General features: G+C 65.1%; 24 protein-coding genes. 14 read left to right on the top strand and 10 right to left on the bottom strand.

Features of this window, described 5'->3' with window-relative positions; all coding sequences use genetic code 11:
• Positions 1–2 precede the first annotated feature (2 nt).
• From A5688_RS19060 to prpD, 3 genes are read right to left on the bottom strand one after another with little or no spacing between them, the layout of a single operon-like run.
• Complete coding sequence (locus tag A5688_RS19060) at positions 3–1,130, bottom strand: bifunctional 2-methylcitrate synthase/citrate synthase (RefSeq protein WP_067910274.1); 1,128 nt, start codon at positions 1,128–1,130, stop codon at positions 3–5.
• On the bottom strand, positions 1,127–2,041 hold the full coding sequence (gene prpB, locus A5688_RS19055; protein WP_067910277.1) for a methylisocitrate lyase: 915 nt from the start codon (positions 2,039–2,041) through the stop codon (positions 1,127–1,129). The genes A5688_RS19060 and prpB overlap by 4 nt, the downstream gene beginning before the upstream one ends.
• Positions 2,041–3,546: a 2-methylcitrate dehydratase PrpD gene (prpD, locus tag A5688_RS19050; RefSeq protein ID WP_067910280.1), complete on the bottom strand. Its 1,506-nt coding sequence runs from the start codon at positions 3,544–3,546 to the stop codon at positions 2,041–2,043. The genes prpB and prpD overlap by 1 nt, the downstream gene beginning before the upstream one ends.
• 118 nt (positions 3,547–3,664) lie before the next feature.
• On the opposite strand from prpD, the gene A5688_RS19045 reads away from it, so the two are divergent.
• The 3 genes from A5688_RS19045 to A5688_RS19035 all read left to right on the top strand — a co-directional run bounded on the left by A5688_RS19045 (position 3,665) and on the right by A5688_RS19035 (position 7,034).
• Positions 3,665–5,080: a short-chain fatty acyl-CoA regulator family protein gene (locus A5688_RS19045; protein ID WP_067910283.1), complete on the top strand. Its 1,416-nt coding sequence runs from the start codon at positions 3,665–3,667 to the stop codon at positions 5,078–5,080.
• Between the two features lie 144 nt (positions 5,081–5,224).
• Positions 5,225–6,007 (top strand): DUF4239 domain-containing protein, encoded by a 783-nt coding sequence (locus A5688_RS19040; RefSeq protein ID WP_067910349.1) that lies wholly within the window; start codon positions 5,225–5,227, stop codon positions 6,005–6,007.
• A 37-nt stretch (positions 6,008–6,044) separates the two neighbouring features.
• Entirely contained in the window at positions 6,045–7,034 is a 990-nt protein-coding gene (locus A5688_RS19035; RefSeq protein WP_068268247.1) for a D-2-hydroxyacid dehydrogenase family protein, read from the top strand.
• A gap of 5 nt (positions 7,035–7,039) precedes the next feature.
• Here the strand turns inward: A5688_RS19035 and A5688_RS19030 are convergent, their stop codons facing one another.
• Genes A5688_RS19030 through A5688_RS19015 form a run of 4 tightly spaced genes read right to left on the bottom strand, consistent with a single transcriptional unit; the run spans position 7,040 to position 9,991 of the window.
• Positions 7,040–7,636 carry a TetR/AcrR family transcriptional regulator gene (locus A5688_RS19030; protein WP_067910289.1) on the bottom strand — a complete coding sequence of 199 codons (597 nt, stop codon included), beginning with the start codon at positions 7,634–7,636 and terminating at the stop codon, positions 7,040–7,042.
• A complete protein-coding gene (locus A5688_RS19025) occupies positions 7,633–8,406 on the bottom strand; it encodes an SDR family NAD(P)-dependent oxidoreductase (RefSeq protein ID WP_067910292.1) in 774 nt (257 codons plus the stop codon). Before A5688_RS19025 ends, A5688_RS19030 begins: the two co-directional genes overlap by 4 nt.
• Positions 8,403–8,909, bottom strand: coding sequence for a VOC family protein (locus tag A5688_RS19020; RefSeq protein ID WP_067910296.1), 507 nt, complete (start codon positions 8,907–8,909; stop codon positions 8,403–8,405). Before A5688_RS19020 ends, A5688_RS19025 begins: the two co-directional genes overlap by 4 nt.
• Positions 8,906–9,991, bottom strand: coding sequence for an NAD(P)H-dependent amine dehydrogenase family protein (locus A5688_RS19015; RefSeq protein WP_067834353.1), 1,086 nt, complete (start codon positions 9,989–9,991; stop codon positions 8,906–8,908). The genes A5688_RS19020 and A5688_RS19015 overlap by 4 nt, the downstream gene beginning before the upstream one ends.
• Positions 9,992–10,096: 105 nt before the next feature.
• Between A5688_RS19015 and A5688_RS19010 the strand changes: the two genes are divergently transcribed.
• Together A5688_RS19010 and A5688_RS19005 are read left to right on the top strand one after the other, a co-directional pair.
• A complete protein-coding gene (locus tag A5688_RS19010) occupies positions 10,097–10,954 on the top strand; it encodes an SDR family oxidoreductase (protein ID WP_067834352.1) in 858 nt (285 codons plus the stop codon).
• An 8-nt stretch (positions 10,955–10,962) separates the two neighbouring features.
• The gene (locus A5688_RS19005; RefSeq protein WP_067910300.1) at positions 10,963–11,349 is read left to right on the top strand and encodes a DUF1330 domain-containing protein; all 387 of its coding nucleotides are present in this window, start codon (positions 10,963–10,965) and stop codon (positions 11,347–11,349) included.
• A gap of 10 nt (positions 11,350–11,359) precedes the next feature.
• Here A5688_RS19005 and A5688_RS19000 read toward each other — a convergent pair whose 3' ends face one another.
• Positions 11,360–11,881 (bottom strand): adenosine-specific kinase, encoded by a 522-nt coding sequence (locus A5688_RS19000; protein WP_067910303.1) that lies wholly within the window; start codon positions 11,879–11,881, stop codon positions 11,360–11,362.
• A 66-nt stretch (positions 11,882–11,947) separates the two neighbouring features.
• On the bottom strand, positions 11,948–12,754 hold the full coding sequence (locus A5688_RS18995; RefSeq protein WP_067910306.1) for a 1-acyl-sn-glycerol-3-phosphate acyltransferase: 807 nt from the start codon (positions 12,752–12,754) through the stop codon (positions 11,948–11,950).
• A gap of 308 nt (positions 12,755–13,062) precedes the next feature.
• Between A5688_RS18995 and A5688_RS18990 the strand changes: the two genes are divergently transcribed.
• The 7 genes from A5688_RS18990 (at position 13,063) to A5688_RS18960 (ending at position 19,595) form a co-directional block, all read left to right on the top strand.
• Complete coding sequence (locus tag A5688_RS18990; protein WP_067910309.1) at positions 13,063–14,139, top strand: SDR family oxidoreductase; 1,077 nt, start codon at positions 13,063–13,065, stop codon at positions 14,137–14,139.
• Between the two features lie 42 nt (positions 14,140–14,181).
• On the top strand, positions 14,182–15,537 hold the full coding sequence (locus A5688_RS18985; protein WP_067910312.1) for a WS/DGAT/MGAT family O-acyltransferase: 1,356 nt from the start codon (positions 14,182–14,184) through the stop codon (positions 15,535–15,537).
• A 6-nt stretch (positions 15,538–15,543) separates the two neighbouring features.
• The gene (locus tag A5688_RS18980) at positions 15,544–16,029 is read left to right on the top strand and encodes an NUDIX domain-containing protein (RefSeq protein ID WP_067910315.1); all 486 of its coding nucleotides are present in this window, start codon (positions 15,544–15,546) and stop codon (positions 16,027–16,029) included.
• Positions 16,030–16,935, top strand: a complete 906-nt coding sequence (locus A5688_RS18975; RefSeq protein ID WP_067910318.1) for a haloalkane dehalogenase — start codon at positions 16,030–16,032, stop codon at positions 16,933–16,935. It begins immediately after the preceding gene.
• A 34-nt stretch (positions 16,936–16,969) separates the two neighbouring features.
• On the top strand, positions 16,970–18,229 hold the full coding sequence (locus A5688_RS18970) for a cytochrome P450 (RefSeq protein ID WP_067910321.1): 1,260 nt from the start codon (positions 16,970–16,972) through the stop codon (positions 18,227–18,229).
• Positions 18,230–18,760: 531 nt separating this feature from the next.
• Entirely contained in the window at positions 18,761–19,123 is a 363-nt protein-coding gene (locus A5688_RS27780) for a hypothetical protein (RefSeq protein WP_068268245.1), read from the top strand.
• A gap of 184 nt (positions 19,124–19,307) precedes the next feature.
• Positions 19,308–19,595, top strand: a complete 288-nt coding sequence (locus A5688_RS18960) for a CDGP domain-containing protein (RefSeq protein WP_067910324.1) — start codon at positions 19,308–19,310, stop codon at positions 19,593–19,595.
• A 15-nt stretch (positions 19,596–19,610) separates the two neighbouring features.
• Here the strand turns inward: A5688_RS18960 and A5688_RS18955 are convergent, their stop codons facing one another.
• A complete protein-coding gene (locus tag A5688_RS18955; protein ID WP_067910327.1) occupies positions 19,611–20,681 on the bottom strand; it encodes an ATP-dependent DNA ligase in 1,071 nt (356 codons plus the stop codon).
• 26 nt (positions 20,682–20,707) lie between these two features.
• Between A5688_RS18955 and ligD the strand changes: the two genes are divergently transcribed.
• Together ligD and A5688_RS18945 are read left to right on the top strand one after the other, a co-directional pair.
• The gene (gene ligD / locus A5688_RS18950) at positions 20,708–21,739 is read left to right on the top strand and encodes a non-homologous end-joining DNA ligase (RefSeq protein WP_067910330.1); all 1,032 of its coding nucleotides are present in this window, start codon (positions 20,708–20,710) and stop codon (positions 21,737–21,739) included.
• Between the two features lie 555 nt (positions 21,740–22,294).
• Positions 22,295–22,474: a hypothetical protein gene (locus A5688_RS18945; protein WP_067910332.1), complete on the top strand. Its 180-nt coding sequence runs from the start codon at positions 22,295–22,297 to the stop codon at positions 22,472–22,474.
• Positions 22,475–22,726: the final 252 nt, after the last annotated feature.

Genomic DNA, 22,726 nt, shown 5'->3' with positions numbered 1-22,726 from the left:
CTTTACGATAGCGTGCGTTGCGGAGGCCCCACATATTCGCTCAGCGGGCGGATCAACGCATTGGACGCGGTCTGTTCGATGATGTGGGCCGTCCACCCGGTGATCCGGCTCATCACGAATATCGGTGTGAACATTCCGATGTCGAAGCCCATCAGGTGGTAGGCCGGCCCGGTCGGAAAGTCCAGATTCGGCTTGATTCCGTTGGCCTCGGCCATCCCCTTCTCCAAGACTCCGTAGATGTCGAGCCACTTCTGACCGTTACGGGCGGCCGCGACGCGCTTGAGCGCTTCCTTCATGGTCGGCACTCGGGAGTCGCCGTTCTTGTAGACCCGGTGGCCGAAGCCCATGATCTTCTCTTTGCGAGTGATCTTGCCTTGCAACCATTCCGCCGCCTTGTCCGCGCTGCCGATCTCGATCATGTCGTGCATGACGGCCTCGTTGGCACCGCCGTGCAGCGGACCCTTGAGCGCACCGATGGCGGCCGTGACCGCGCTGTACATGTCGGATCCGGTGGAGGTGACCACCCGCGCGGCGAAGGTCGAGGCGTTGAAGCTGTGCTCGGCATAGAGGACCATCGACTGTTCGAAGGCGTCTACGACCACCTGCTCGGGGACGTCGCCGAAGCACATGTGCAGGAAATTCTGCGCGTAGTTCATGTGGCTGTGCGGGGCGATGGGGTCCAGGCCGCGCCGTCGGCGCATGTCGGCGGCGACGATGGTGGGCAGCACCGCGAACATCCGCAGCGCCTTGGCGTAATTCGCCGCTGGGCTGCTGTCGTCCTCCTCCGGGTCCTCGGCACCCATGGAGCTGATGAAGGTGCGCACCACGTCCATCGGGTGGCAGGTCTCGGGCAGCTTGGACAACAGCGACAGCTGGGATCGGTTCAGCCGGCGGGCCGCCCGTTCCCGCTGGGTGAACAGCGCGAGCTGTTGTTCGTCGGGAAGGTCGCCATGCCAGAGCAAGTAGGCGACCTGTTCGAAGCTGCACTTCGCCGCCAGCTCCTGGACCGGGTATCCGCGGTAGGTCAGGGAGTTGGTCTCCGGCACCACCTTGGAGATGGCGGTGGTGTCGACGATGACACCGGCCAGGCCCTTGTAGATGCGGGATTGATTGTCCTCGACGGTGCTCATTTCGCGACTCCTCGGACGGCGAAGCTTATGTCGGAATCGAATTGGTTGTAGTCGGCGTACCGCAGCAGCTCGTAGAGCCGGCTACGGTGTTGCATGCGGTCTAAAAGACCGGATTGTGTTCCGTTGTCTGCGATTTCACGAAGGCCGACCTCGACCGCATGCATGGCCAACCGCAACGCGGTCACCGGGTAGATCACCACGTTGTAGCCGATGTCGGACAGCTGCCGCACGGTCAGGAGCTCCGACTTGCCGAACTCGGTCATGTTGGCCAGCAACGGCGTGTCCACTGCGGCCCGGAACCGCTCGAATTCGGACGGAGTGTGCAGGGCTTCGGTGAAAATCAGGTCGGCGCCCGCGTCGGCGTAGGCCTTGGCGCGCTCGATCGCCGCGGGCACGCCCTCGACCGCGGCGGCATCGGTGCGGGCGCAGATGATGAAGTTCGGGTCCCTGCGGGCGGCGACGGCGGCCCGCAGGCGTTGGATCATCTCGGTGGCCGGCACCACGGCCTTGCCGTCGAGATGCCCGCACCGCTTGGGGTTTTCCTGGTCCTCCAGGTGGCAGCCGGCCAGGCCGGCGTCCTCGAGCACGGTCACGGTGCGCGCGGCGTTCATCGGCTCACCGAATCCTGTGTCGGCGTCGATCAGGGTGGGCAGGTCGGTGACGGAAGCGATCTGCGCTCCGCGGCCGCTGACTTCGGTCAGGGTGGTCAGGCCGATGTCGGGCAGACCGAGGTCGGCCGACAGCACCGCCCCGGACACATATATCCCGTCGAATTCGAGCTCGGCGATCAGCCTGGCGACCAGGGGTGAGAAGGCGCCCGGAAACCGTTGCAGACGACCAGTTTCCAGCCCGGCGCGGAATTGAGCACGCTTGGTCGCCGCGGCCACGGCGCCGCCGATCAGTGCACTCATCAGAAGATCCCCGGGGGAATCGTGGGCGCGTGAGCCAGCACTGCCGGACCGATCACGATGTTGAGCGCACCCAGCGCGCCGGCCCGCAGGTCCGCAAGGGACTGGGCCGCCGACAGGAAGCGCTGCCGTTCGGTATCGGTGACGACCTCCTCGGCCAGTCCGGTGAACTTTCCGATGTACTGCTCGCGGTCAAATGGGCTGGCCCCCAACGGATGTGCGTCGGCGACAGCGATCTCTTCCACGATGACCTCACCGCTTTTGAGAGTGACTTCGGCGCGGGCGCCGAACGCCTTCTCGCCGGGGTCCGGGGAGTGGTAGCGCCGGGTCCATTCGGGATCTTCGACCGTCGAGACCTTGCGCCACAGCTCGATGGTGTCGGGCCGGTGCGCCCGCTCCGGCGCGTAAGACCGTTCGTGATGCCAGGTTCCGTCCTGCAGCGCGACCGCGAAGATGTACATGACCGAATGGTCCAGTGTTTCGCGCGAGGCATCCGGGTCGAATTTCTGCGGGTCGTTGGCCCCGGTGCCGATCACGTAGTGGGTGTGGTGGCTGGTGTGCAGCTCGATCGTCGCGATCTGGTCCAGATCGCCGATGCTCTCGCGCATCCGGCGGGCCAGGTCGATCAGCGCCTGACTCTGGTATTCGGCCGAGTGCTCCTTGGTGTAGCTGTCCAGGATGGCCCGCTTGGGCTCGCCCGCCTCGGGCAGCGGGACGTGATAGGTGTGCTCCGGGCCCGAGAGCAGCCAGGCGATCACTCCGTCCTCGCCTTCCCAGATCGGGGCGGGCGCGCCCTCGCCGCGCATGGCGCGATCGACGGCCTCGATGGCGACCTTGCCGGCCCACGCCGGCGCGTACGCCTTCCAGCTCGAGATCAGGCCCTTGCGTGACTGCCTGGTGGACGTCGTCAGGTGCAGCGCCTGCCCGATCGCGGAGTAGATGGTCTCCTTGTCCAGACGTAGCATGGCGCCCAGGCCGGCGGCCACCGACGGGCCAAGATGGGCGACGTGGTCAATCTTGTGCTCGTGCAAGCAAATTCCCTTGGCGAGATCGATTTGGATCTCGTAGCCGGTCGCGATGCCCCGGATCAAATCGGCTCCACTGATCCCGAGGTGCTGGCCAATGGCCACCAGGGCCGGGATGTTGTCGCCCGGGTGGGAGTACTCGGCGGCCAAAAAGGTGTCGTGGAAGTCCAATTCGCGCACGGCGACGCCGTTGGCCCAGGCCGCCCATTCCGGGGAGTAGTCGCCCTGGATACCGAAAACCTTGGCTCCCGCGACGGAGTTAGGGTGCGCCTGCGCCTGGGCGCGGGCGGCGGCGACCGGACGGCGGGTTAAGGAGGCGGCCGAGACCGCGGCGTTGTCGATGATGCGGTTGATCACCATTGCCTCGGTGTCCGCGGGTACGGCGACCGGGTCGGCCGCGACCTCGGCGATCTTCCATGCCAGGTGCTCAGCACGAGGGAAGTCCTCGGCGCTGCGCCGCGTTCGAACGTCATGAATCCGCATAAGCCGCACAGTACGCAAACCCGGATGAGAGGTAAATGCCCTGTATAAGCGTAATTGTGTGTCCATATCCGCAGAAGTTTGCGAACCTTGTGAAAGGCGCAGGCGTACTGTGTGACGGGTGGCGAAGACGTTCGCCGGCGCACGGTTACGGCGGTTGCGCGAGGAGCAGGGGCTGACCCAGGTGGCGCTGGCGCGCGCCCTGGGGTTGTCGACCAGCTACGTCAACCAGCTGGAAAACGATCAGCGCCCCATCACCGTTCCGGTGCTGCTCACCCTCACGGAGCGGTTCGACCTGCCGACGCACTACTTCGCGCCAGAATCCGACGCCCGGCTGGTTTCGGATCTGCGAGAGGTGCTGGCCGATACGTCGGTCACGGCCGCACAACTCGAGGAGCTGGTCGCCCGCATGCCGGCGATCGGTCAGACGTTGGTCAATCTGCACCGGCGGCTGCACGACACCACCGCCGACCTCGAAACGCTGCACAGTCGCGCCAATGTCGATGCGTGGGCATTATCGCAGCGGCCCATGCCTTTCGAAGAGGTGCGCGACTTCTTCTACGACCGCAAGAACTACATCGGCGAGCTGGACGTCGCGGCCGAAGCCCTGTTCAACGAGAACCGCTTACGCATCGGCGGTCTCGACGGCCAGCTGGCGGAGCTACTCGCCGACAAGCTGGGCGTCACGGTGGTGATCGACGATGGCCAGGCGTTGAACCCCAACTCCAGACGACTGTTTGCGCCCGAATCAAAAACCTTGTATGTGGCCCGGTGGCTGCATCCCGGCCAGCGTGCCTTTCAGCTCGCCACCCAGATCGCGTTGCTCACCCAGGCCGGCCTGATCACCGGGATCATCGCCGGCGACGACCAGCTCAGCGACGACGCGCGCGGCGTGGCCCGCATCGGTCTGGCCAACTATTTCGCCGGCGCCCTGCTGTTGCCCTACGTTCGATTCCTCGATGCCGCCGAGAGCGTCCGCTACGACATCGACCACCTGGCAAGGAGATTCGAGGTGGGGTTCGAAACCATATGCCATCGGCTGTCTACCCTGCAGCGCCCTAACGCCCGGGGTGTCCCCTTCATCTTCGTTCGCACCGACAGCGCGGGAAACATTTCTAAACGCCAGTCCGCCACGGCATTTCATTTTTCCCGCGTCGGCGGGAACTGTCCTCTATGGGTGGTGCACCACGCGTTTTCCCGGCCCGGGCAGTTTCTTACGCAGGTCGCGCAGATGCCCGACGAGCGCACGTACTTCTGGATCGCCAGGACCACCACGACGGAACCGAGCCGCTACCTCGGTCCGGACAAGAGCTTCGCGATCGGGCTGGGTTGCGATGTCGCCCACGCCGGGAAGCTCATCTACTCCGTCGGCATCGACCCGACCAGCGCCGAATCGATCGTGCCGATCGGCGCCGGCTGCAAGATCTGCGACCGGCCCGCCTGCGCGCAACGCGCGTTCCCGTATCTGGGTCAGCCGGTATACGTCGACCCGCACAGCAGCACCGATCTGCCGTACCCGCCGGCGATTACGTCCTGAGTGCGGTCGGTCTGCGCCCGGTTAGCGACGAACCCGACCCCGGCGACGTCCAAGGATCCGCTCACATTTGGTCGACCGCCGGTACAGTCGATCCAGAGTTTTTCGGCTCCCTCGGTAGGAGTGTGAACTTTGGGCCGTTGGATCGTGAGCAACCTGCCGGCGTGGCTGGTGCTAGTGGGTCTCCTTGTCATTGTTGCCGGCGGAGCGGTCCTCGCCCAGATAATCGTGCGGCGCCGTTACCCCGGACTTGCCGCAGACGCGCACAACGACGCCACCAGATTCGCGTTCGGCGTGATCTGCCTGGTGTATGCGTTCTTTGTCGGTTTCATGGCATCCGGATTGTGGAGCCAGATCAACGCCGAAGACGAGCAGGTGCGGACCGAAGGCGCGGCCGCGGTGCAGCTGGCGCGCGACAGCACCGTGTTCGACAAGCCCGACAGCGATCGAATCCGCCAGGCGTTGCTGGAATACGAACACGCGGCGCTGGCCGAATGGCCGGTCGTCGCCGACGGGCGCGCGGCGTCACCCGAGGCCGATACCGCGCTGCACCGCGTCTATCTCGCATACCAGCAGGTCCAGCCGCACACCGACATCCAAAAGGCGTTTCTGTCCACGTCTTTGGCGAATCTCGATCGGGCCAGCCAAGCGCGCACCGCCCGGGTCATCGAGACCCAAACCAACAGCGGCCCACCATGGTCGATATGGACGGTCATCCTGCTCACCGCCGGGATGGTCGTCGGGTGCTCGGTCATCTACGGTGTCAAGCAACCGCGGATGGACTACATCATGGTCGCGACGGTAGGTGTGCTGGTGGCCGCCGACCTGTTTCTCATCCTGGAACTTGCGCACCCATACCTCGGCGAAGTCGCCACCTCGCCGCAGCCGCTGCGCAACGTCGTCGCGGTCTTGACGGGGCCCGCGACGTAATGTTCCAGTGAGCCATGCACTGGAATGGGGAGACCGTATGCCCAAGGTAGCGATCCTCGATGACTACGCCGGGGTGGCCCTTCAGGTTGCTGACTGGTCGCCCGTGCAAAAACGGGCCGATGTGACCGTTTTCGACCGGCACCTTGCCGAGGGCGAGGCGGCCGACGCGCTGCGGCCATTCGATGTGGTGTGCACCATGCGTGAGCGAATGGCGTTCCCGCGAACCTTGATCGAACGGTTGCCAGACCTGAGGCTGATCACCATCGTCGGCAGAAGCCTGCCGAACCTGGACACGGCCGCGGCCAGCGAACACGGAATCCTGGTGGCGCATTCGGATTTCGCGCATCCCCGATTCAGGTCCATGCGCGACGCCACACCGGAACTCGCCTGGGGACTGATGATTGCAACGGTGCGCCATCTCGCCGAGGAGCATCGAAACATGCGTGGTGGCGGGTGGCAGAGCAGCGCGGGTATGACACTGTCCGGAAAGACTCTCGGACTTGTCGGGCTGGGCAGGGTGGGCAGACGGATGGCCGAATACGCCAACGCCTTTGGCATGGAAGTCGTTGCGTGGAGCCAGAATCTCACAGAGGAAGCCGCCGCGAGCGTGGGCGCACGCCGGGTGGAGAAAGCGTCGCTGTTCGAATCCTCGGACGTGGTCTCGGTGCATCTGGTGCTGTCGGAGCGCACCCGCGGGTTGGTCGGCGCGGCCGAGCTGGCACTGATGAAGCCACACACCTACCTGATCAACACCTCCAGGGGCCCGATCGTCGACGACGCCGCGCTGATCGCCGCGCTGGAAGCCGGGCGCATCGCCGGGGCCGGGCTGGACGTCTACGACACCGAGCCGCTGCCGAAAAAGCATCGGCTGCGGCAACTTCCGACTGTGACCCTGTCGCCCCACCTCGGGTACGTCACTCGCGAAATGCTGGGTGCTTTCTACTCGGACACGGTGGAATCAGTGGTGGCCTGGCTGGACGGGACGCCCATCCGGATCGCCAATCCCGAAGCGGTGCAGCCGCGCTGAAACACTCACCGCCGTTTCCAGTGCGGGCTTTTGACCGCATCTAGGGCGTCGGTGACGTACCGATCCAGCGGCCGAGGCTTGCCGCCTTGCCGCACCCATCGCTGAAAGGCGAAATCCGCAGCGGCGAAGGCGAGTTGGACCAGCAGGCCGGGGCGGATATCGGCATCCGGATCGACGCCCATCCGTTCGGCGATGAGCTTGGTCGCGCGCTCCTTGTCGGCGGGCCGGTGCACGGTCACCTTGTCGAGCAGGTCGGGGACCACCAGCAGGGCCTCGCGCCATTCCTCGGTGTCGGCCTGTTCGAACGAGCGAGTCCGCGTGATGATGGCGTTGATGAGCGCGACATCGGGAGACTCGCCGGCGGGTCGCCCTTCGAGCAGGTTGACGATCGCGGCCCCGCCGTACCGCACGGGTGCAAGGAGAAGTTCTTCCTTCGCCGGTACGTGCCGAAAGAACGTTCGTGGGGAAACGCCCGCGGCCGTGGCGATTTCCTCGGTGGTCACCGCGTCGTACCCGCGCTCGACGAACAGGCGGAACGCCGCACGCCGCAGATCGGCGCGGATCTGTGCGCGCTGCCGGTCGCGGAGCGACTCGCCGGTCATCGGAAGCAGCCGATCCCGCCGTCGACGTGAATGGTCTGTCCGGTGATGAAGGTCGCGTCGCTGCCGAGTAGGAACGCCACCAGCGCGCCCACGTCGGTGCGGACATCGCCGATGCGCTTCATTGGAACACGGCCCACAGCCTTGTCGTACTCCTTGGGCGCGAAGGACTTCCAGAACTTGACGCCGTCGGATTCGGCGAAGGGGCAAATGACGTTGACGCGGATGTTGTCGCGCCCCCATTCCAACGCGGCGACCTTCGACAGCCCGCGGATGCCTTCCTTGGCGGCGGCGTAACCGCCCCACTTGGGCTCGCCGCCGGTGCCCGTCCCGGACCCGAGATTGACGATCGATCCACCGCCGGCCTGGACCATCAACGGGTGCACGGCCTGCATCAACAGGAAGGTCGCCCGGGGGCCGACGTCGTAGCCGAGGGCGAGGTCTTCGGTGGTGATATCGACGAATGCCTTGGGCTCGTTGGTGGCGATGGCGTTGTTGACGAGGCCGTGCACCGTGCCGAAGGCGTCGACCGCGGCGGCGACGATCCGTTGTGCGCTGTCCGGGTCGCGCAGATCGGCGACGAGTTGTTCCGCGCGCCCGAGCGTCCTGAGCTCGGCGGTGGTTTTGTCGAGGACCTCGGCTTGAATGTCGACCAGCAGCACGGCGGCACCACGTTCGAGCAACGCGGTGGCGACACCCTTACCGACGCCTTGGGCGGCACCGGTAACGATCGCGACGTGTCCGCACATCGACTCAGGGTGGCTGTAGCTCATCTGGCCGGTCCCATCTGCAGCTGCACACCGCGGTGCATTTCGTACGTGCTACGCGCTCCGTCGGGAAGTTCGATGAACTCCACCGGTGTCCCGTCTGGGTCCTTGACGAAGAACATTCGCACACCACCGATCTCGAACGGATTTTGATCCGGGGTATAGCCGGCGTTGCTCAGGCGGCGGTGGGTGTCGTCGAGATCGGTCACCGACAGCGACACGTTGTGGATGCCGGTGATGCCGCGCCGCGTCGGCCGCTGGCCCGGTGGATTGGCCCCGATCGACAACAGCTCGATCATCAACCCGCCCAGCAGACCGCCGACCACCCGTCCCTCCTGCTTGCGCGTCGCGTGCAATGCCGCGTCGAAAGGCTCTCCGGAAATGAGGGTTTCGAAGACGACCTCCATGCCCAGCACGTCGCGGTAGAACGCCAGCGCGCGTTCCATGTCCGTGACTCCGACGACAAGGTGACAGAACGACACGTCGTCGAGCACGCTCTTTTGGGTCATGTCCCGTCCGCGGCGAGCCCCGGGGCCGGGCGGCCGGCGAACAACGGTAAGTCGAGGTAGGTCTTGATGCCCGGCTCGGCGGCGCAGACGTCTGGGATGGCGTTGACGCAGTGGTTGGCGGTGACCACGACACCCGGATTCTTCACCAGGCCTTCCGCGATCGTCTCCGGTTGCAGGCCCTTGAAGGTGAGGTTCACGTCGGGGTCGCCGGTGATCTCCACCTCGAAGCGTTCACCCCGCTCGCCGAAATTCCAGGCGGGGTCCAGGTTTTCCTCGCCCATCAGCCAGTTGACCGCCGCGGTGATGACGGGCTCGCCATCGACCAGCGCCTGCCAGCGGAACCGGCGTGCCGCCACGGTGCCGGCCGTGATCGGGAACGGGTCGTAGTCGATGTCGGAGGTCGCCACGGCGACGTCCTGGATGGTCCTGATGTTGGGATCGATGCGGAATCCCATGTGATCGGCGATCATCCGCACCGACTGCTTGAAGCCGGCGTCGAGCAGGCCGGCCATCGGCCCTTGGGTCGCTTCCTCGGGAGTGCCGCCAAAGCCCATGATGTGACGCACCACGTCCGGTGCGTTGTAGGTGCGGATGTCGGAGAACTCCTCGGCACGAACATGCGTGACCGCCGACGACAGCGAGGAGACCATGAGCGGGAATCGCTCGGTGATGCCACCGGGGTGAATGCCCGAACCATGCAACGTCACACCGCTTTCCGTCGCGGCGTCGGCGACTGCCCGGTGGCGCTTGTTGGCCGGATCGGGGTAGACCCAGCCGACCGGTGTGACCACGTTCTTGCCGGACCGCAGGATGGCGATCACTTCGTCGTCGTTGGGTATCAGCGGGCTGTACACGACGCAATCGGCGTCCAGCGCCAGGATCTCGTCGATGTTGGTGGTGGCGGTGACGCCGAGATCCGGCGTCCCGATGATGCGGCCGACGTCGACGCCGTTCTTGTTCGCGCTGTGCACCCAGCAGCCGACCAACTCGAGTTGAGGATGATTCTGCACGCACGCGATGGCGGCTTTACCGACGCCCCCGGTCGCCCACTGGATTACGCGAAGCTTGGACGAACTACTCATCGGTGTCCTCTCGATTGCGCGCCTTTACACGTCAACGACCGAAATGGCACAGTATGACCCGCTGGCAGTGACTGTCAACAACGGCACCGGCTAGGAGGCCTGATCATGAGCGTTCTCGACGGCAAGATCGCGATCGTCACCGGCACAAGTCGCGGGGTGGGTGTTGGCATCGCCCATGAGCTGCTGCGTGCCGGTGCCACCGTGATCGGCTGCTCACGATCACGGCTCGACACCATTCCCGGGATCGAACCGGACTGGGCGGAACGGGCTTCCCAGAAGGTGTGCGATCAGGGTGACTACCGCTCGATCGACGCGTTCGTCGCTGACGTGGCGGCCACCCACGGTCGGGTCGACATTCTGGTGAACAATGCCGGGGGCACCGTTCCGGCGCCGCATGCAGAGAGCATTCCCGAACTGGTGCAACGCATTCAGGGCGCACCCGCCGACGATGACGACTACGCGCGCACCGCCCTGTTTCACGCGTTCGCCGTGCAGATGAATCTGATCAGCCCGCTGTGGTTCGCGATCCGTGCGTATCGGCAGATGCAGACCCAGGACGGCGTCGGCTGCATCATCAACATCTCCAGCGGCGCCGGGCATCCGGCGGGATCGCCAACCCTGGTCTCCTACGGGGCGGCCAAGAGCGGCCTCAACCATCTCACCCGTTCGCTGGCCGAAGAGTGGGGTCCCAGGGTGAGGGTCAACTGCGTCGCCCTGGGACCGACGATGACCGAGAACTTCCGGTCGTTCGTGCTGCCCAAGGACGACCCCGATGGCGCAAAGTATTTCGCCGCCGTCCCGTTGCGCCGCGCCGGCGAACCGGCGGAGGTCGGGCGGGTCTGCGTTTTCCTGGCCGGCGGACAGGCCGACTTCGTCAACGGCACCACCATCGAATGCGACGGCGGGATGCTGCCCGGCGTGCTCTACGACGCGGGCCTCAAGACGATCACCGATCTGCTCTAATCGTCGCCATGAGCAGTTCCTTGGAGCCCACCGCCGAACAGTTCGCGGCCCTGGCCGCGCGGCCCGGCGACGCGCCGGTCGTGATGGTCAACCTGTTGAAGTTCAAAACCTCGGGTGGGGTGGAGTCTTACGGGCGTTATGGGCGTGAGGTCGCACCGCACCTGCAGCGCGTAGGTGCCACCGTCCGGTACATGGGGACCGCACCGGCGTTCGTCATAGGCGATGGCGAACAGCCGTGGTGGGACGCGATTCTCATTGTCGAGTATCCGACGCCGCAGGCATTCATCGACATGGTAAGCACCCCTGAGTACGCGGAGGTTCACCAGCACCGCGCCGCGGGGTTGGAGCGCGGGGACCTGATCGCGACGTCGGTATGGTCGATCGCGGTCGACTGACTCGACCCACTCAGAGTTTGTAACCGATCATGCGCAGCAGATCGTGGCGCTCGGCCACGTCACTATCGCCTTCCACCGCCAAGGGAGGCTGCCCATCGATCACGCCTACGATGCCGCGACCGCGCTTGGACACCGCAACGATGACATCGACCGGATTCGCTGTGGCGCAGTAGATTCCGCAGACTTCCGGCACCGCCTTCACGGGATTGAGGACATTGACCGGAAAGCCCTCGCGCAAGAAGATCACGAAGCTATGTCCGGCCGCGATGGCCAGCGCGGCGCGTGTCGCCAATTCGACCAGATCGGCGTCGTTGCCACTGCGGCGAACCAACCGCGGTCCGGACGCCTCGCAGAAGGCCACACCGAACCGCAGCGACGGGCTCACTCCGGCCAGGGTCTCGTGCAGGTCTTCGACCGTCTTGATGAAGTGCGCCTGGCCGATGACCACGTTGACATCGTCCGGCTTGTCAACGGCCACCACTTCCCATTTCAGCGATGTTGTCGTCACCAACCCATGCTGCCACCCGGCCATGGCCCGAAGGCTAAAGGCTTTCGTCCCTTATGCCGGGCCGAAAGGCATCTTCAACGTAAGCGATCCTCAACCCACGACGGGTAACCGGCGCTCGCGGCCCAGCCGGTCCAGAGCGGTTTGCATCACCGCGCGCACGTGGGCGTCGACCTCGTGGACATCGGCGTCCTTGCCGAACTGCGCGGCGACGTCGATCGGCGGCAGAATCTGATAGATGACCTTGGCGGGTAGCGGGATGTTGGCCGGGAAGAACATCGTCACCCCGAAGGGGATGCCGATGGTAACCGGCAGGATTTCGATCCGGAACCGCTTGAGCCCCAACCGTTTCGCCAGCACGTTGCCCCGAGTGACGAAGAACTGGGTTTCTTGACCCCCGATCGAAACGGCGGGCACAATCGGCACGCCGGCCTTGACGGCGGTGCTGACGTATCCGGTCCGGCCACCGAAATCGACGACGGTCTGCCTCAGGGTCGGCCGGAACGCGTCATAGTCCCCGCCGGGGAAAGCCAGCACGATCGCGTCCGAACGCAACGCTGCGGCCGCGTTCTCCCGGGTGGCGTGAATGACGCCGAGCCGGCTCAGCGCTGCGCGGAACGGTGTGAAGAACACCCCGTAGTGGGCCAGGGTGAACAACGGGCGGTCATAGCCGAACCTGCGGTAAAGCGCGGGGGCGAGCACGTTCCAGTCGGGCGTCAATACACCGCCGGAATGGTTGGACACCAGCAGGGCGCCGCCGTTCGGCGGGAAGGAATCCAAGCCCCTTACCTCCGACCGAAACCATCTCGTGATGACGGGGGTGACCAGGTTGATCATCAGCTCGGTGAAGACCGGATCCCATCTGGCCAGCTCAAGCTGGTCGGCCTCGTTGCCGTTCATGACTGCCCTGCGCTGTCTTCAGGTGAAACGTCTGATCAGCAGTATCTGCGATTGCGCGCCGGCCGGGTGCCGGTCAGTCCAACCTGAGGACCAATGGCCGTCGGGGAGGGTCGAAAGACCCGCTCTAACACCCGCCCGGAGTCGATAGCGTCTTCTCTTCTACGGCACCCTTTCGGTAGGGGAGAGAGCGATGAACGCCCTACCCATTCTCATCGAGAAAGGCGCTCCGCACGCGTGCGCCGCGGGGCCGCAAAATTTGCCCACCGCAACCACTTTGACAACAAAACGACCCGGTAAGGAGTGCAGCCATGACCGTTTTGATGACCGGGTTCCCCGGCTTTCTCGGTAGCGCGTTGCTGCCAGGCATCCTCAAGCGCACTGGCGATTCGGCGATCTGTCTGGTGCAACGGAAATTCGGCGTGCTGGCTCAGCGACGCGTGGCGGAGCTGAGCTCTGCGGAACCCTTCCTCGAGGGGCGGATTCAGCTGGTCGAAGGCGACATCACCCAGCCCGGTCTCGGTGTCGGAGCAGACACCCTGGCCGAAGTCACCGAGGCGTGGCACCTGGCCGCGGCGTATGACTTGGCGGTTCCCCGCGACGTGGCGGTTCGGGTCAACGTCAACGGCACCCGAAACGTCCTGGACGTTCTCCAGCGCTGTCCCTCCCTGACGCGCCTGCACTACTTCAGCACCTGCTACGTCAGCGGCCGCTATGCCGGCCCGTTCAGCGAGGACGCGCTCGAAGTCGGGGCGCCGTTCAACAACCATTACGAAGAGACCAAGCACCTCGCGGAGGCGGACGTGCGTTGGCACATGTCGGCGGGCATGCCCGCGACGATCTATCGCCCGTCGATTGTCGTCGGCGACAGCCGCACCGGGCAGACCCAAAAATTCGACGGACCCTACTTCGTGATGCAGTGGCTGCTGCGACAGCCTCGGCACGCGATCCTCCCGATGGTCGGTGACCCCGCGATGACGCGCGTCAACGTGGTCCCCCGCGACTTCGTCGTCGACGCGGTCGGATATCTGAGCGGCCTGCCCGTTTCCGAGGGACGCACCTATCAGCTGGCGGATCCGCGTCCGCTCACGGTCGATGAGATGACGGATACATTGGCCCAGGCGACGGGCCGCGAACTCATCAAGATCCCGCTGCCCCGGAAATTGACGAAAGCCTCACTGGCGCACGTACCGGGGCTCTACCGCTGGATGCGGATCCCTCCTGAGGCCGTCGATTACTTCGCCCAACCCACCTTCTACTCGACCGATCATTGCCGAGCCGACCTCGCCGGCAGTGGGATCGAACCGCCCGCGTTCCGCAGCTATGTGGATCGGCTCGTGGATTACATGCGCAACCATCCGGACACCGGTTCGGCGGCGATGTTCTGACGAGCGCCGTCGCCCCGGCGTCAGTCGCGGTCTAATGGGTGGATGGAACTGATGATGCCCACCGACGCGATCTTTCTCCTGGGAGAATCCCGCGAACATCCCATGCACGTCGGCGGCTTGCAGTTGTTCGAGCCCCCGCCGGGCGCGGGCCGCGGCTTCGTGCGTGAGCTCTACAAGAGTCTGGCCTCGCAGCGGGATTTCCAGCCCACGTTTCGCAAGCATCCCGCGAGCTTTGTCGGCGGAATCGCAAACCTGGGCTGGACATACGACGACGACGTCGACATCGACTACCACGTCCGGCGCTCGGCGCTGCCCTCGCCCAAACGCGTCCGCGAATTGCTCGAGCTCACGTCGCGGTGGCACAGCAGCCTGCTGGACCGTCACCGACCATTGTGGGAGACGCACATAATCGAAGGCCTGAAGGACGGCCGCTTCGCCATCTACACCAAGGTTCACCACGCACTGATCGACGGCGTCTCCGCGCAAAAGCTGATGCAGCGCGCGTTGTCCACCGACCCCGACGACTCCGAGATCCACGCCCCGTGGACCCTGCGCAAACCCAAGCGCAAAAGCACCCCGTCATCTCCGTTGAGTTCGTTGGCGCGAACGGCGGGATCCATTGCGGCGCTTGCTCCTTCGACATTAGGACTGGCGCGCGCCGCCCTGCTCGAACAGCAACTGACGCTGCCGTTCGGGGCGCCGAAGACCATGCTGAACGTCAAGATCGGTGGCGCTCGCCGCTGCGCCGCGCAGTCCTGGTCGTTGGACCGCATCAAGAGCGTGAAGAAGGCGGCGGGTGTCACGGTGAACGACGTCGTGCTGGCGATGTGCTCGGGCGCTCTGCGTTACTACCTGATCGAGCAAGGCGCGTTGCCGGACACGCCGCTGATCGCGATGGTCCCGGTGAGCCTGCGCACCGAGGAAGAGGCCGACGCGGGCGGCAACCTGGTAGGCGCCATCCTGTGCAACCTCGCGACCGATATCGGTGATCCGGCGCAGCGCCTGCTGACCATCAGCGAATCGATGCGCAGCAACAAGAAGGTGTTCTCGGAGTTGCCGCGGTTCCAGGCCCTGGCGCTGTCCGCCGTCAATACGTCGGCGTTGGCGTTGGCGGCGGTCCCGGGGTGGGTGGCATCGACGTCACCCCCGTTCAACATCATCATTTCGAACGTGCCGGGACCGACGCAGCCGATCTATTACGGGGGCGCCCGGCTCGACGGCAACTACCCGCTGTCCATCGCGCTGGACGGCCAGGCGCTGAACATCACGCTGGCCACCAACGCCGGCAATCTGGACTTCGGTCTGGTGGGTTGCCGGCGCAGCGTGCCGCACCTGCAGCGCCTGCTCGCGCACCTGGAATCCTCCCTCAAGGACCTGGAACACGCTGTGGGAGAATAAAAATCAATGCCAAAGTTGAGTGCGGGTGTGCTGTTGTACCGGACCTGCGATGGCGTCGTCGAGGTCTTGATCGCGCATCCGGGTGGGCCGTTCTGGGCCCGCAAGGACGACGGCGCGTGGTCGATCCCAAAAGGTGAGTACGCCGACGGTGAGGATGTGTGGGCGGCCGCGCAGCGTGAGTTCTCCGAGGAGCTGGGACTATCGGTGCCGGCGGGGCCGCGCATCGACCTTGGTCAGCTGAAACAATCCGGCGGCAAGGTGGTGACCGTTTTCGCCGTGCGGAGCGACCTCGACGTCACTCATGCGCGCAGCAACACTTTTGAACTGGAGTGGCCAAAAAATTCGGGCACGCTGCGGGAGTTCCCCGAGGTCGACCGGGTGGGCTGGTTCGCGGTGGCAACTGCGCGCGTCAAACTACTGAAGAGCCAACACGGTTTTCTCGATCGATTGATGACCGATTTGGGCTCGGCCGGGCTATCGGAAGGGAACTGAATGCAAACGCTGCGGACACCCGACGAGCGGTTCGACGCGATCCCCGATTTCCCTTACACCCCAAGGTATTGCGAGGTGCCCGACGATGAAGGCGGTGTGCTCCGGGTGGCCTGGGTCCAGGGCGGACCGGAAACCGCTGATCCCATCTTGATGCTGCACGGCGAACCGTCATGGTCATATCTGTACCGCAAGATGATCCCGATACTGGTCGCCGCCGGTCATCGAGTCGTCTGCCCCGACCTGGTCGGGTTTGGCCGTTCGGACAAGCCGACCCGACGCGAAGACCACAGCTACGCACGTCATGTCGAGTGGATGCGGGCGGTGGCTTTCGATGTGCTGGACCTGCGCAGGGTCACCCTGGTGTGCCAGGACTGGGGCGGGCTGATCGGATTGCGACTTGCCGCAGAGCATCCCGAGCGGTTCGCCCGGTTGGTCGTCGCCAACACCGGGCTGCCCAATGGCGAGCAGCCCATGGCCGACGTCTGGTGGCGATTCCGTGAGGCCATCACGTCGGCGCCGACGCTGAACATCGGAGCGTTCGTGCAGGGCGGTTGTCGCCGGCCGATGAGCGAGGAGGAACGTGCGGGCTATGACGCGCCGTTCCCCGCCGACGACTACTGCGCCGGGCCGCGCGCCATGCCCGGCCTGGTGCCCACGTCACCCGATGATCCGGCCGCGGCGGCCAATAAGACCGCGTGGACCAAGCTTTCGGTGAGTCCGACCCCCATGCTGGTCGCCTTCAGCGACAGCGACCCGATCACCGGGCCGATGGCGGCCATCTTCCAGCGCGAGATGCGCGGCGCACAGGGAATCGAGCACCCGGTGATCCGCGACGCCGGGCATTTCCTGCAGGAGGACGCGGGGGAGGAACTGGCCGGTCACATCGTGGCGTTCTTACGCCGCTGACCAGGGGTCGCCCGGCGGGGGGCACACTATTGGGATGACGACCGCACCTACCGAGCCCGCGAAGCCCGACGAATTGTTGGTGCACCTGTTGGACCCGGAAGTCCGCGCCGATCCCTACCCGCTGTTCGCTCAGTTTCGCGAACGCGGATCGTTCGCCGTGCCGGCGGGCAACCTCGCGGTGTTCTCGACCTACCGTGACTGTGACGAAGCCTTGCGCCACCCGTCGTCGAGCAGCGACCGGCTCAAGTCGACCGCCGGCCGCGCGCAGATCGAGGCGCAGACCCGGCAGCTCATCGAGGCGGGCGCCGAGGCGCCACCGCAGACCCCGCCTGGGTTCTTGTTTCAGGACCCGCCGGACCACACCCGGCTGCGCAAACTGGTCAGCAAGGCGTTTGCGCCGAAGGTGGTGAACGCGCTGCAACCCGACCTGACCGCACTCGTGGACGGGTTGCTGGACCGGATCGCCGACAAGGGGCGGTTCGAAGTCGTCGAAGACCTCGCCTATCCACTGCCGGTGGCGGTCATTTGCCGACTGCTGGGCGTACCCCTCGAGGACGAGCCGCAATTCAGCCGGGTGTCCGCGCTGCTGGCCCAATCACTGGACCCGTTCGTCGCATTCACCGGAACGCCCTCGGACAACCTCAAAGAGCGGATGGACGCCGGGATGTGGCTGCGGGCGTACCTGCATGGTCTGATCGACCGGCGACGCTCACGACCCGGCGACGATCTCATGTCCGGACTGATCGCCGTGGAAGAGTCGGGCGACCAGCTGACCGCGGAGGAGATCGTCTCCACCTGCGTCCTGCTGCTGGTCGCCGGCCACGAGACCACGGTGAACCTGATCGGCAACGCGGTCCTGGCGATGCTGCGCCAACCGTCCCAATGGACCGCCCTCGGCGCCGACGCCAACCGCGCCCCCGCGGTCATCGAGGAGACCCTGCGTTACGACCCGCCGGTGCAAATGATCGCCCGAACTGCGGGAAACGACATGACAATTGGGGGCATCGACGTGTCCGCGGGCGACATCATGATGCTGCTGACCGCCGCCGCCCAGCGCGATCCCGCCGCATACCTCGATCCCGACGTCTTCGATCCGGATCGAAAGGGTGTGCGGCACTTAGGCTTCGGCCGCGGAGTGCATTACTGCCTGGGCGCGCCACTGGCTCGGCTGGAAGCCGGTGTGGCCCTGTCGGCGGTGACGGCGCGTTTCCCGAACGCCCGGCTGGCCGGTGAGCCGCGGTACAAGGCCAATGTCACGCTACGCGGCCTGTCGCAGCTCATCGTGACGGTCTAGTCCGTCGGCGCTGCGATGTTGCTACGAATTGCCGGTATTTGCAACGCTTTTGCTGTCGCCGGGTCCGCCCTGGACCCTCGGCGACGAAATGAAGGGTCGTCAACGTCGAACTTCATGTCCGAGTCCCGCGCGGCGGCATTCAACAATTCACATGAGGAATGCAACCGTTGATGCCACCGGGGCCCTGAAAGGGCCTACTGGTTTCATCCGTCGCGGGTGCGTCGGGAGCGGCTGTGGAAGGGGGTGCTGGCGTCACGCTGGAAGTCGGAGTCGTCATTGGCTTGCCGGTATCGCTTCCCAATTCGCTGACTCCGGCCAATCCGACCGTTATGCCAAGCGCCAACCCGCCGAACAGTGTGGCCGTTGCTTTGGCTCGAGGCTTCATCGGACCCTCCGTATCCACCGCATGGTCCTGCACTGACAGCTTCGGCTACCCCTACCCCCTAGGGGTAGGGTCTAGGGTCACCCGAACCCCCATTGAGGCCAATGGTCCCTACCCCAGCGGGGTATGGGAGTGGCATCGTTCGGATCATGACGCAGACTCCTGAACCCGCGGCCGGACCGACAAACGTCAGCCGGCAATACGACGGCGATCGATTCAACGGGCACCGGCGGCTCAGTCAACTCCTGGCGTGGGTGCTCGTCGTCGCCGGGAGCGTGTTCGTCGTCGCCGTGGTCTTCTTTTCCGGATTCTTCTTGGGCTGGTCCTCCGGTGACCAACATGGCTTCAGCCGAGGTTCCGGCGGCGGGGATACCGGCACCTGCCCGATGATGGGGCCCGGGGGAATGATGGGGCCGGGAGGAATGATGGGGCCCGGAGGACCGATGGGACCCGGCGGGCCGATGGGTCCTCGGCAATTGCCTTCGGCGACACCGACACCGCCGCGCCCGTAACGGTCTGGTGGTAATGCCTTCATGGTGGCCACATGCCCGCTTCGGGTCCCGGTCAAAAGCGGCCAAAGGGTGGGTTCACGACGGCATACGCGGTAGCGTCAGTGATTGCGGGCTGGGCTGTCGACGGTGATTACCACCCCGAGCGCTCGGCAACGCCCCAGCGGCGCTGTGACGGGAGGCGGCCATGAAGCGGTGCATCGTCGGAGGATTGGCCGCCCTGCTGATGGCCGCGGGGCTGATCGCCGAATCGCCGCCGGCCGGCGCCGGCTGCCAGTACGGAGGGCCCGTCCTCAGCAAGTGCGACGGGCCCGTCCAGCCTGACGGCACCTGGCAGCGTTGCGTGGCGGTCACCCGGTTGGTTCCCAACGGCGCCAGTTCCTACCTCGTGCCGGACAACCACTGCGGCGTGATGGGTCCCGGCCAGAACCCGGATCTCGGCTTCGCCGACCCACCGACGCACATCGACGGCTGAGCGCAAAGGCGCCGACTAGCCAGAGCCAAGTCCCGGCACGATATCGCCGAGGCTGAAAGTCACCGGCTGTTCCAGCTGTTCGTAAGTACACGAGCGCGGGTCGCGGTCCGGACGCCAGCGATTGAACTGCGCGGTATGACGAAACCGCCGGCCCTCCATGTGGTCGTAGCGGACCTCGACCACCCGTTCGGGCCGCAGCGGCACGAACGAGAGATCCTTACCGGCGTTCCAACGCGAGTATTCATTTTTACGAGGCGTCCGCTCGCCGGCTTCATGCGCCGCCCAATTCCACGGGTGGTCCTCAAAATCGGTTACGAGGGACTGTAATTCGTCGAACAGCCGCCTCCGCTCGGCCATGGGAAACGCGCCGATTACACCGACCGACGCGAGCTGGCCATCGTCCTGGTAGAGGCCCAGCAACAGCGAACCGATCGCGTCGGCGCCGGACTTGTGCACCCGGTAGCCGGCGACCACACAGTCGGCGGTCCGCTCGTGCTTGATCTTGAACATGATCCGCTTGTCCGGCTGATAGGTGATGTCCAGCGGCTTGGCGATCACGCCATCGAGGCCGGCCCCCTCGAATTCGCCGAACCAGCGCTGCGCGGTATCCAGATCGGTCGTCGCCGGCGTGGCATGGATCGACGGGCCCGAGCCCGCCAAAGCGTCGAGAAGGGCGGCACGCCGCTCGCTGAAGGGCCGCCGCGTGTAGTCGTCGTCGCCGAGGGCGAGCAAGTCGAACGCGATGAAGGACGCCGGTGTGGTCTCGGCGAGCATCCGTACCCGCGAATCGGCCGGATGAATGCGTTGTTGCAGCGCCTCGAAATCCAGCCCGTGGTCGGTGGCGATCACGATCTCGCCGTCGATCACGCAACGCTCCGGCAGCTCGGCCCTGGCCGCCGCCACCAGCTCGGGGAAATAGCGCGTCATCGGCCGTTCATTGCGACTGCCCAGCTCGACATCGTCGTGGTCGCGGAAACAGATCGACCTGAAACCGTCCCACTTGGGTTCATAGGACGAATCAGGGGGAATCGTGCGTACCGACTTGGCCAGCATCGGCGACACCGGCGGCATGACAGGGAGGTCCATAGCCCGATTGTGCTGGAATCGGAGTCATGGGTGCTGCAGAAGAGCTCGACGTCGACGGCATTGCCGTGCGCCTGACCAGTCCGGACAAGGTGTACTTCCCCAAACTGGGATCGAAAGGCACCAAGCGGACCCTGGTGGACTATTACCGAGCCGTCGCGGGCGGTCCGATGCTCGACGCACTGCGCGACCGCCCCACCCACCTGCAGCGCTTCCCGGACGGCATCGACGGCGAGGAGATCTACCAGAAGCGGATTCCCCAGCACCATCCCGACTATTTGCAGACGTGCCGGGTGACGTTTCCATCAGGGCGGACCGCCGACGCGTTGAAGGTCACCCACCCTTCGGCGATCGTGTGGGCCGCGCAGATGGGCACGGTCACCTTGCACCCGTGGCAGGTGCGGTGCCCGGATACCGACCATCCCGACGAACTGCGGATCGATCTGGATCCGCAGCCCGGCGTCGCCTTCGAGCAGGCGCGCACCGTCGCGGTCGACGTGCTGCGGCCGCTGCTCGACGAGCTCGGTCTGGTGGGATATCCGAAGACGTCGGGTGGCCGCGGGATTCACGTCTTTCTGCGGATCGCCACCGATTGGGATTTCACCGAGGTGCGCCGCGCCGGCATCGCGCTGGCTCGCGAGATAGAGCGGCGCGCACCGGAGGCGGTCACGACGTCGTGGTGGAAGGAGGAGCGTGGCGAGCGCATCTTCATCGACTTCAATCAGAATGCCCGGGACCGCACCATGGCGTCGGCCTACTCGGTGCGGAACACGCCGATCGCGACGGTGTCGATGCCACTGACATGGGACGAGCTGGCCGGCGCCGAACCGGACGACTACACCATGGCGACCGTGCCCGAGCTAGTACGGCGGCGTGAGGATCCCTGGGCCGCAATGGATGACGTGGCGCAGTCGATCGCACCGTTGCTGGAAAAGGCTAAGGCCGACGAAGAGCGCGGCCTGGGCGACATGCCGTATCCGCCGAACTACCCGAAAATGCCCGGTGAGCCCAAACGCGTTCAGCCCAGCCGGGATCGAGATCTCAAGAACGGATCAAACTAGCTCGCGTCGATCAGGCGCTGTGCCCACGTGAGGACCTCAACGTATCACTCGGTGCACCCGCGCGGGAGTGGTGATTCTTCCTGCCGCGCAGTGACTTAGGGCGATTTGTCACAGTGACACCGGGGGCAATCCGCTGTAACCGCGGAATTGCCAACCGGATTCGATCACACGACGCCCCCGCCCGAACCGCCGAGGCGCCGGAGCCAACCGCTTTCAGCGCTTTCGCTGAGGCAATCAAGCTTACCGCCGATGCGGGCAAACGCCAGCAGGTATTTCCGCGAAGGGCGTGCGCACGGCCCGAGGAGTGTGCACGCCCTTGCGTTGCTCGTGTGCCGGCGTCGCAGGATAGCCGGAACAGAGCCGACTGGGTCGGCAAAAGCCTTGGTAACCAGATGTTTTCACACTCAAGTTGACTCGGCTGTTGCCGTCACGGCGTCGGCCGCTACGTCGGCACGCAGGGGCGTAACGCCGTGCGAAAAACTGGCACCCAATGCCAATCAAATGAGCTACTCAATAGGCTCGAATATGAGCCGTACCGAGTAATGGGTGCGAGTAGTGGGGACCCTGCCGGTTGCCCGGCAGGCCTACATCGTGCAGGTCAGGTTGGGTCCGCAGTCAATGGTGATCGGCGTTGTGCAGCCGGAAGCCGTGATGGCGGTGAAGGTGAGGAGTAAACCGAGAACTACTTTGTATTTCAATCCAGACATGACCACTCCGTTCTTGGGAGAAATCTGACGCCCGAGGGAAGTGATATTACGCGGTGACAACTGGGCAAGCTATGGAAATGGAGTAAATTTCGTTCAAATACGTCACCTGACTGAAAGTCGGTAGAGAACGATCTTGAATTTTGAATCCTCGTGGCCGGGTGTTTCCGGATATCTTTGGGGGGAAATCGAGTCCTACTGCGTCGCAAGGCGGGTAATCGGCGCAATCAACACGCGATGTTTTGCTCGAGCGGCCGGGGAATTTGGTGGGAATGACTTACAA

It is taken from the genome of Mycobacterium mantenii, assembly GCF_001667865.1.
Lineage (GTDB): Bacteria > Actinomycetota > Actinomycetes > Mycobacteriales > Mycobacteriaceae > Mycobacterium > Mycobacterium mantenii_A.
This window is presented reverse-complemented; position numbering and strand designations above follow the sequence as displayed.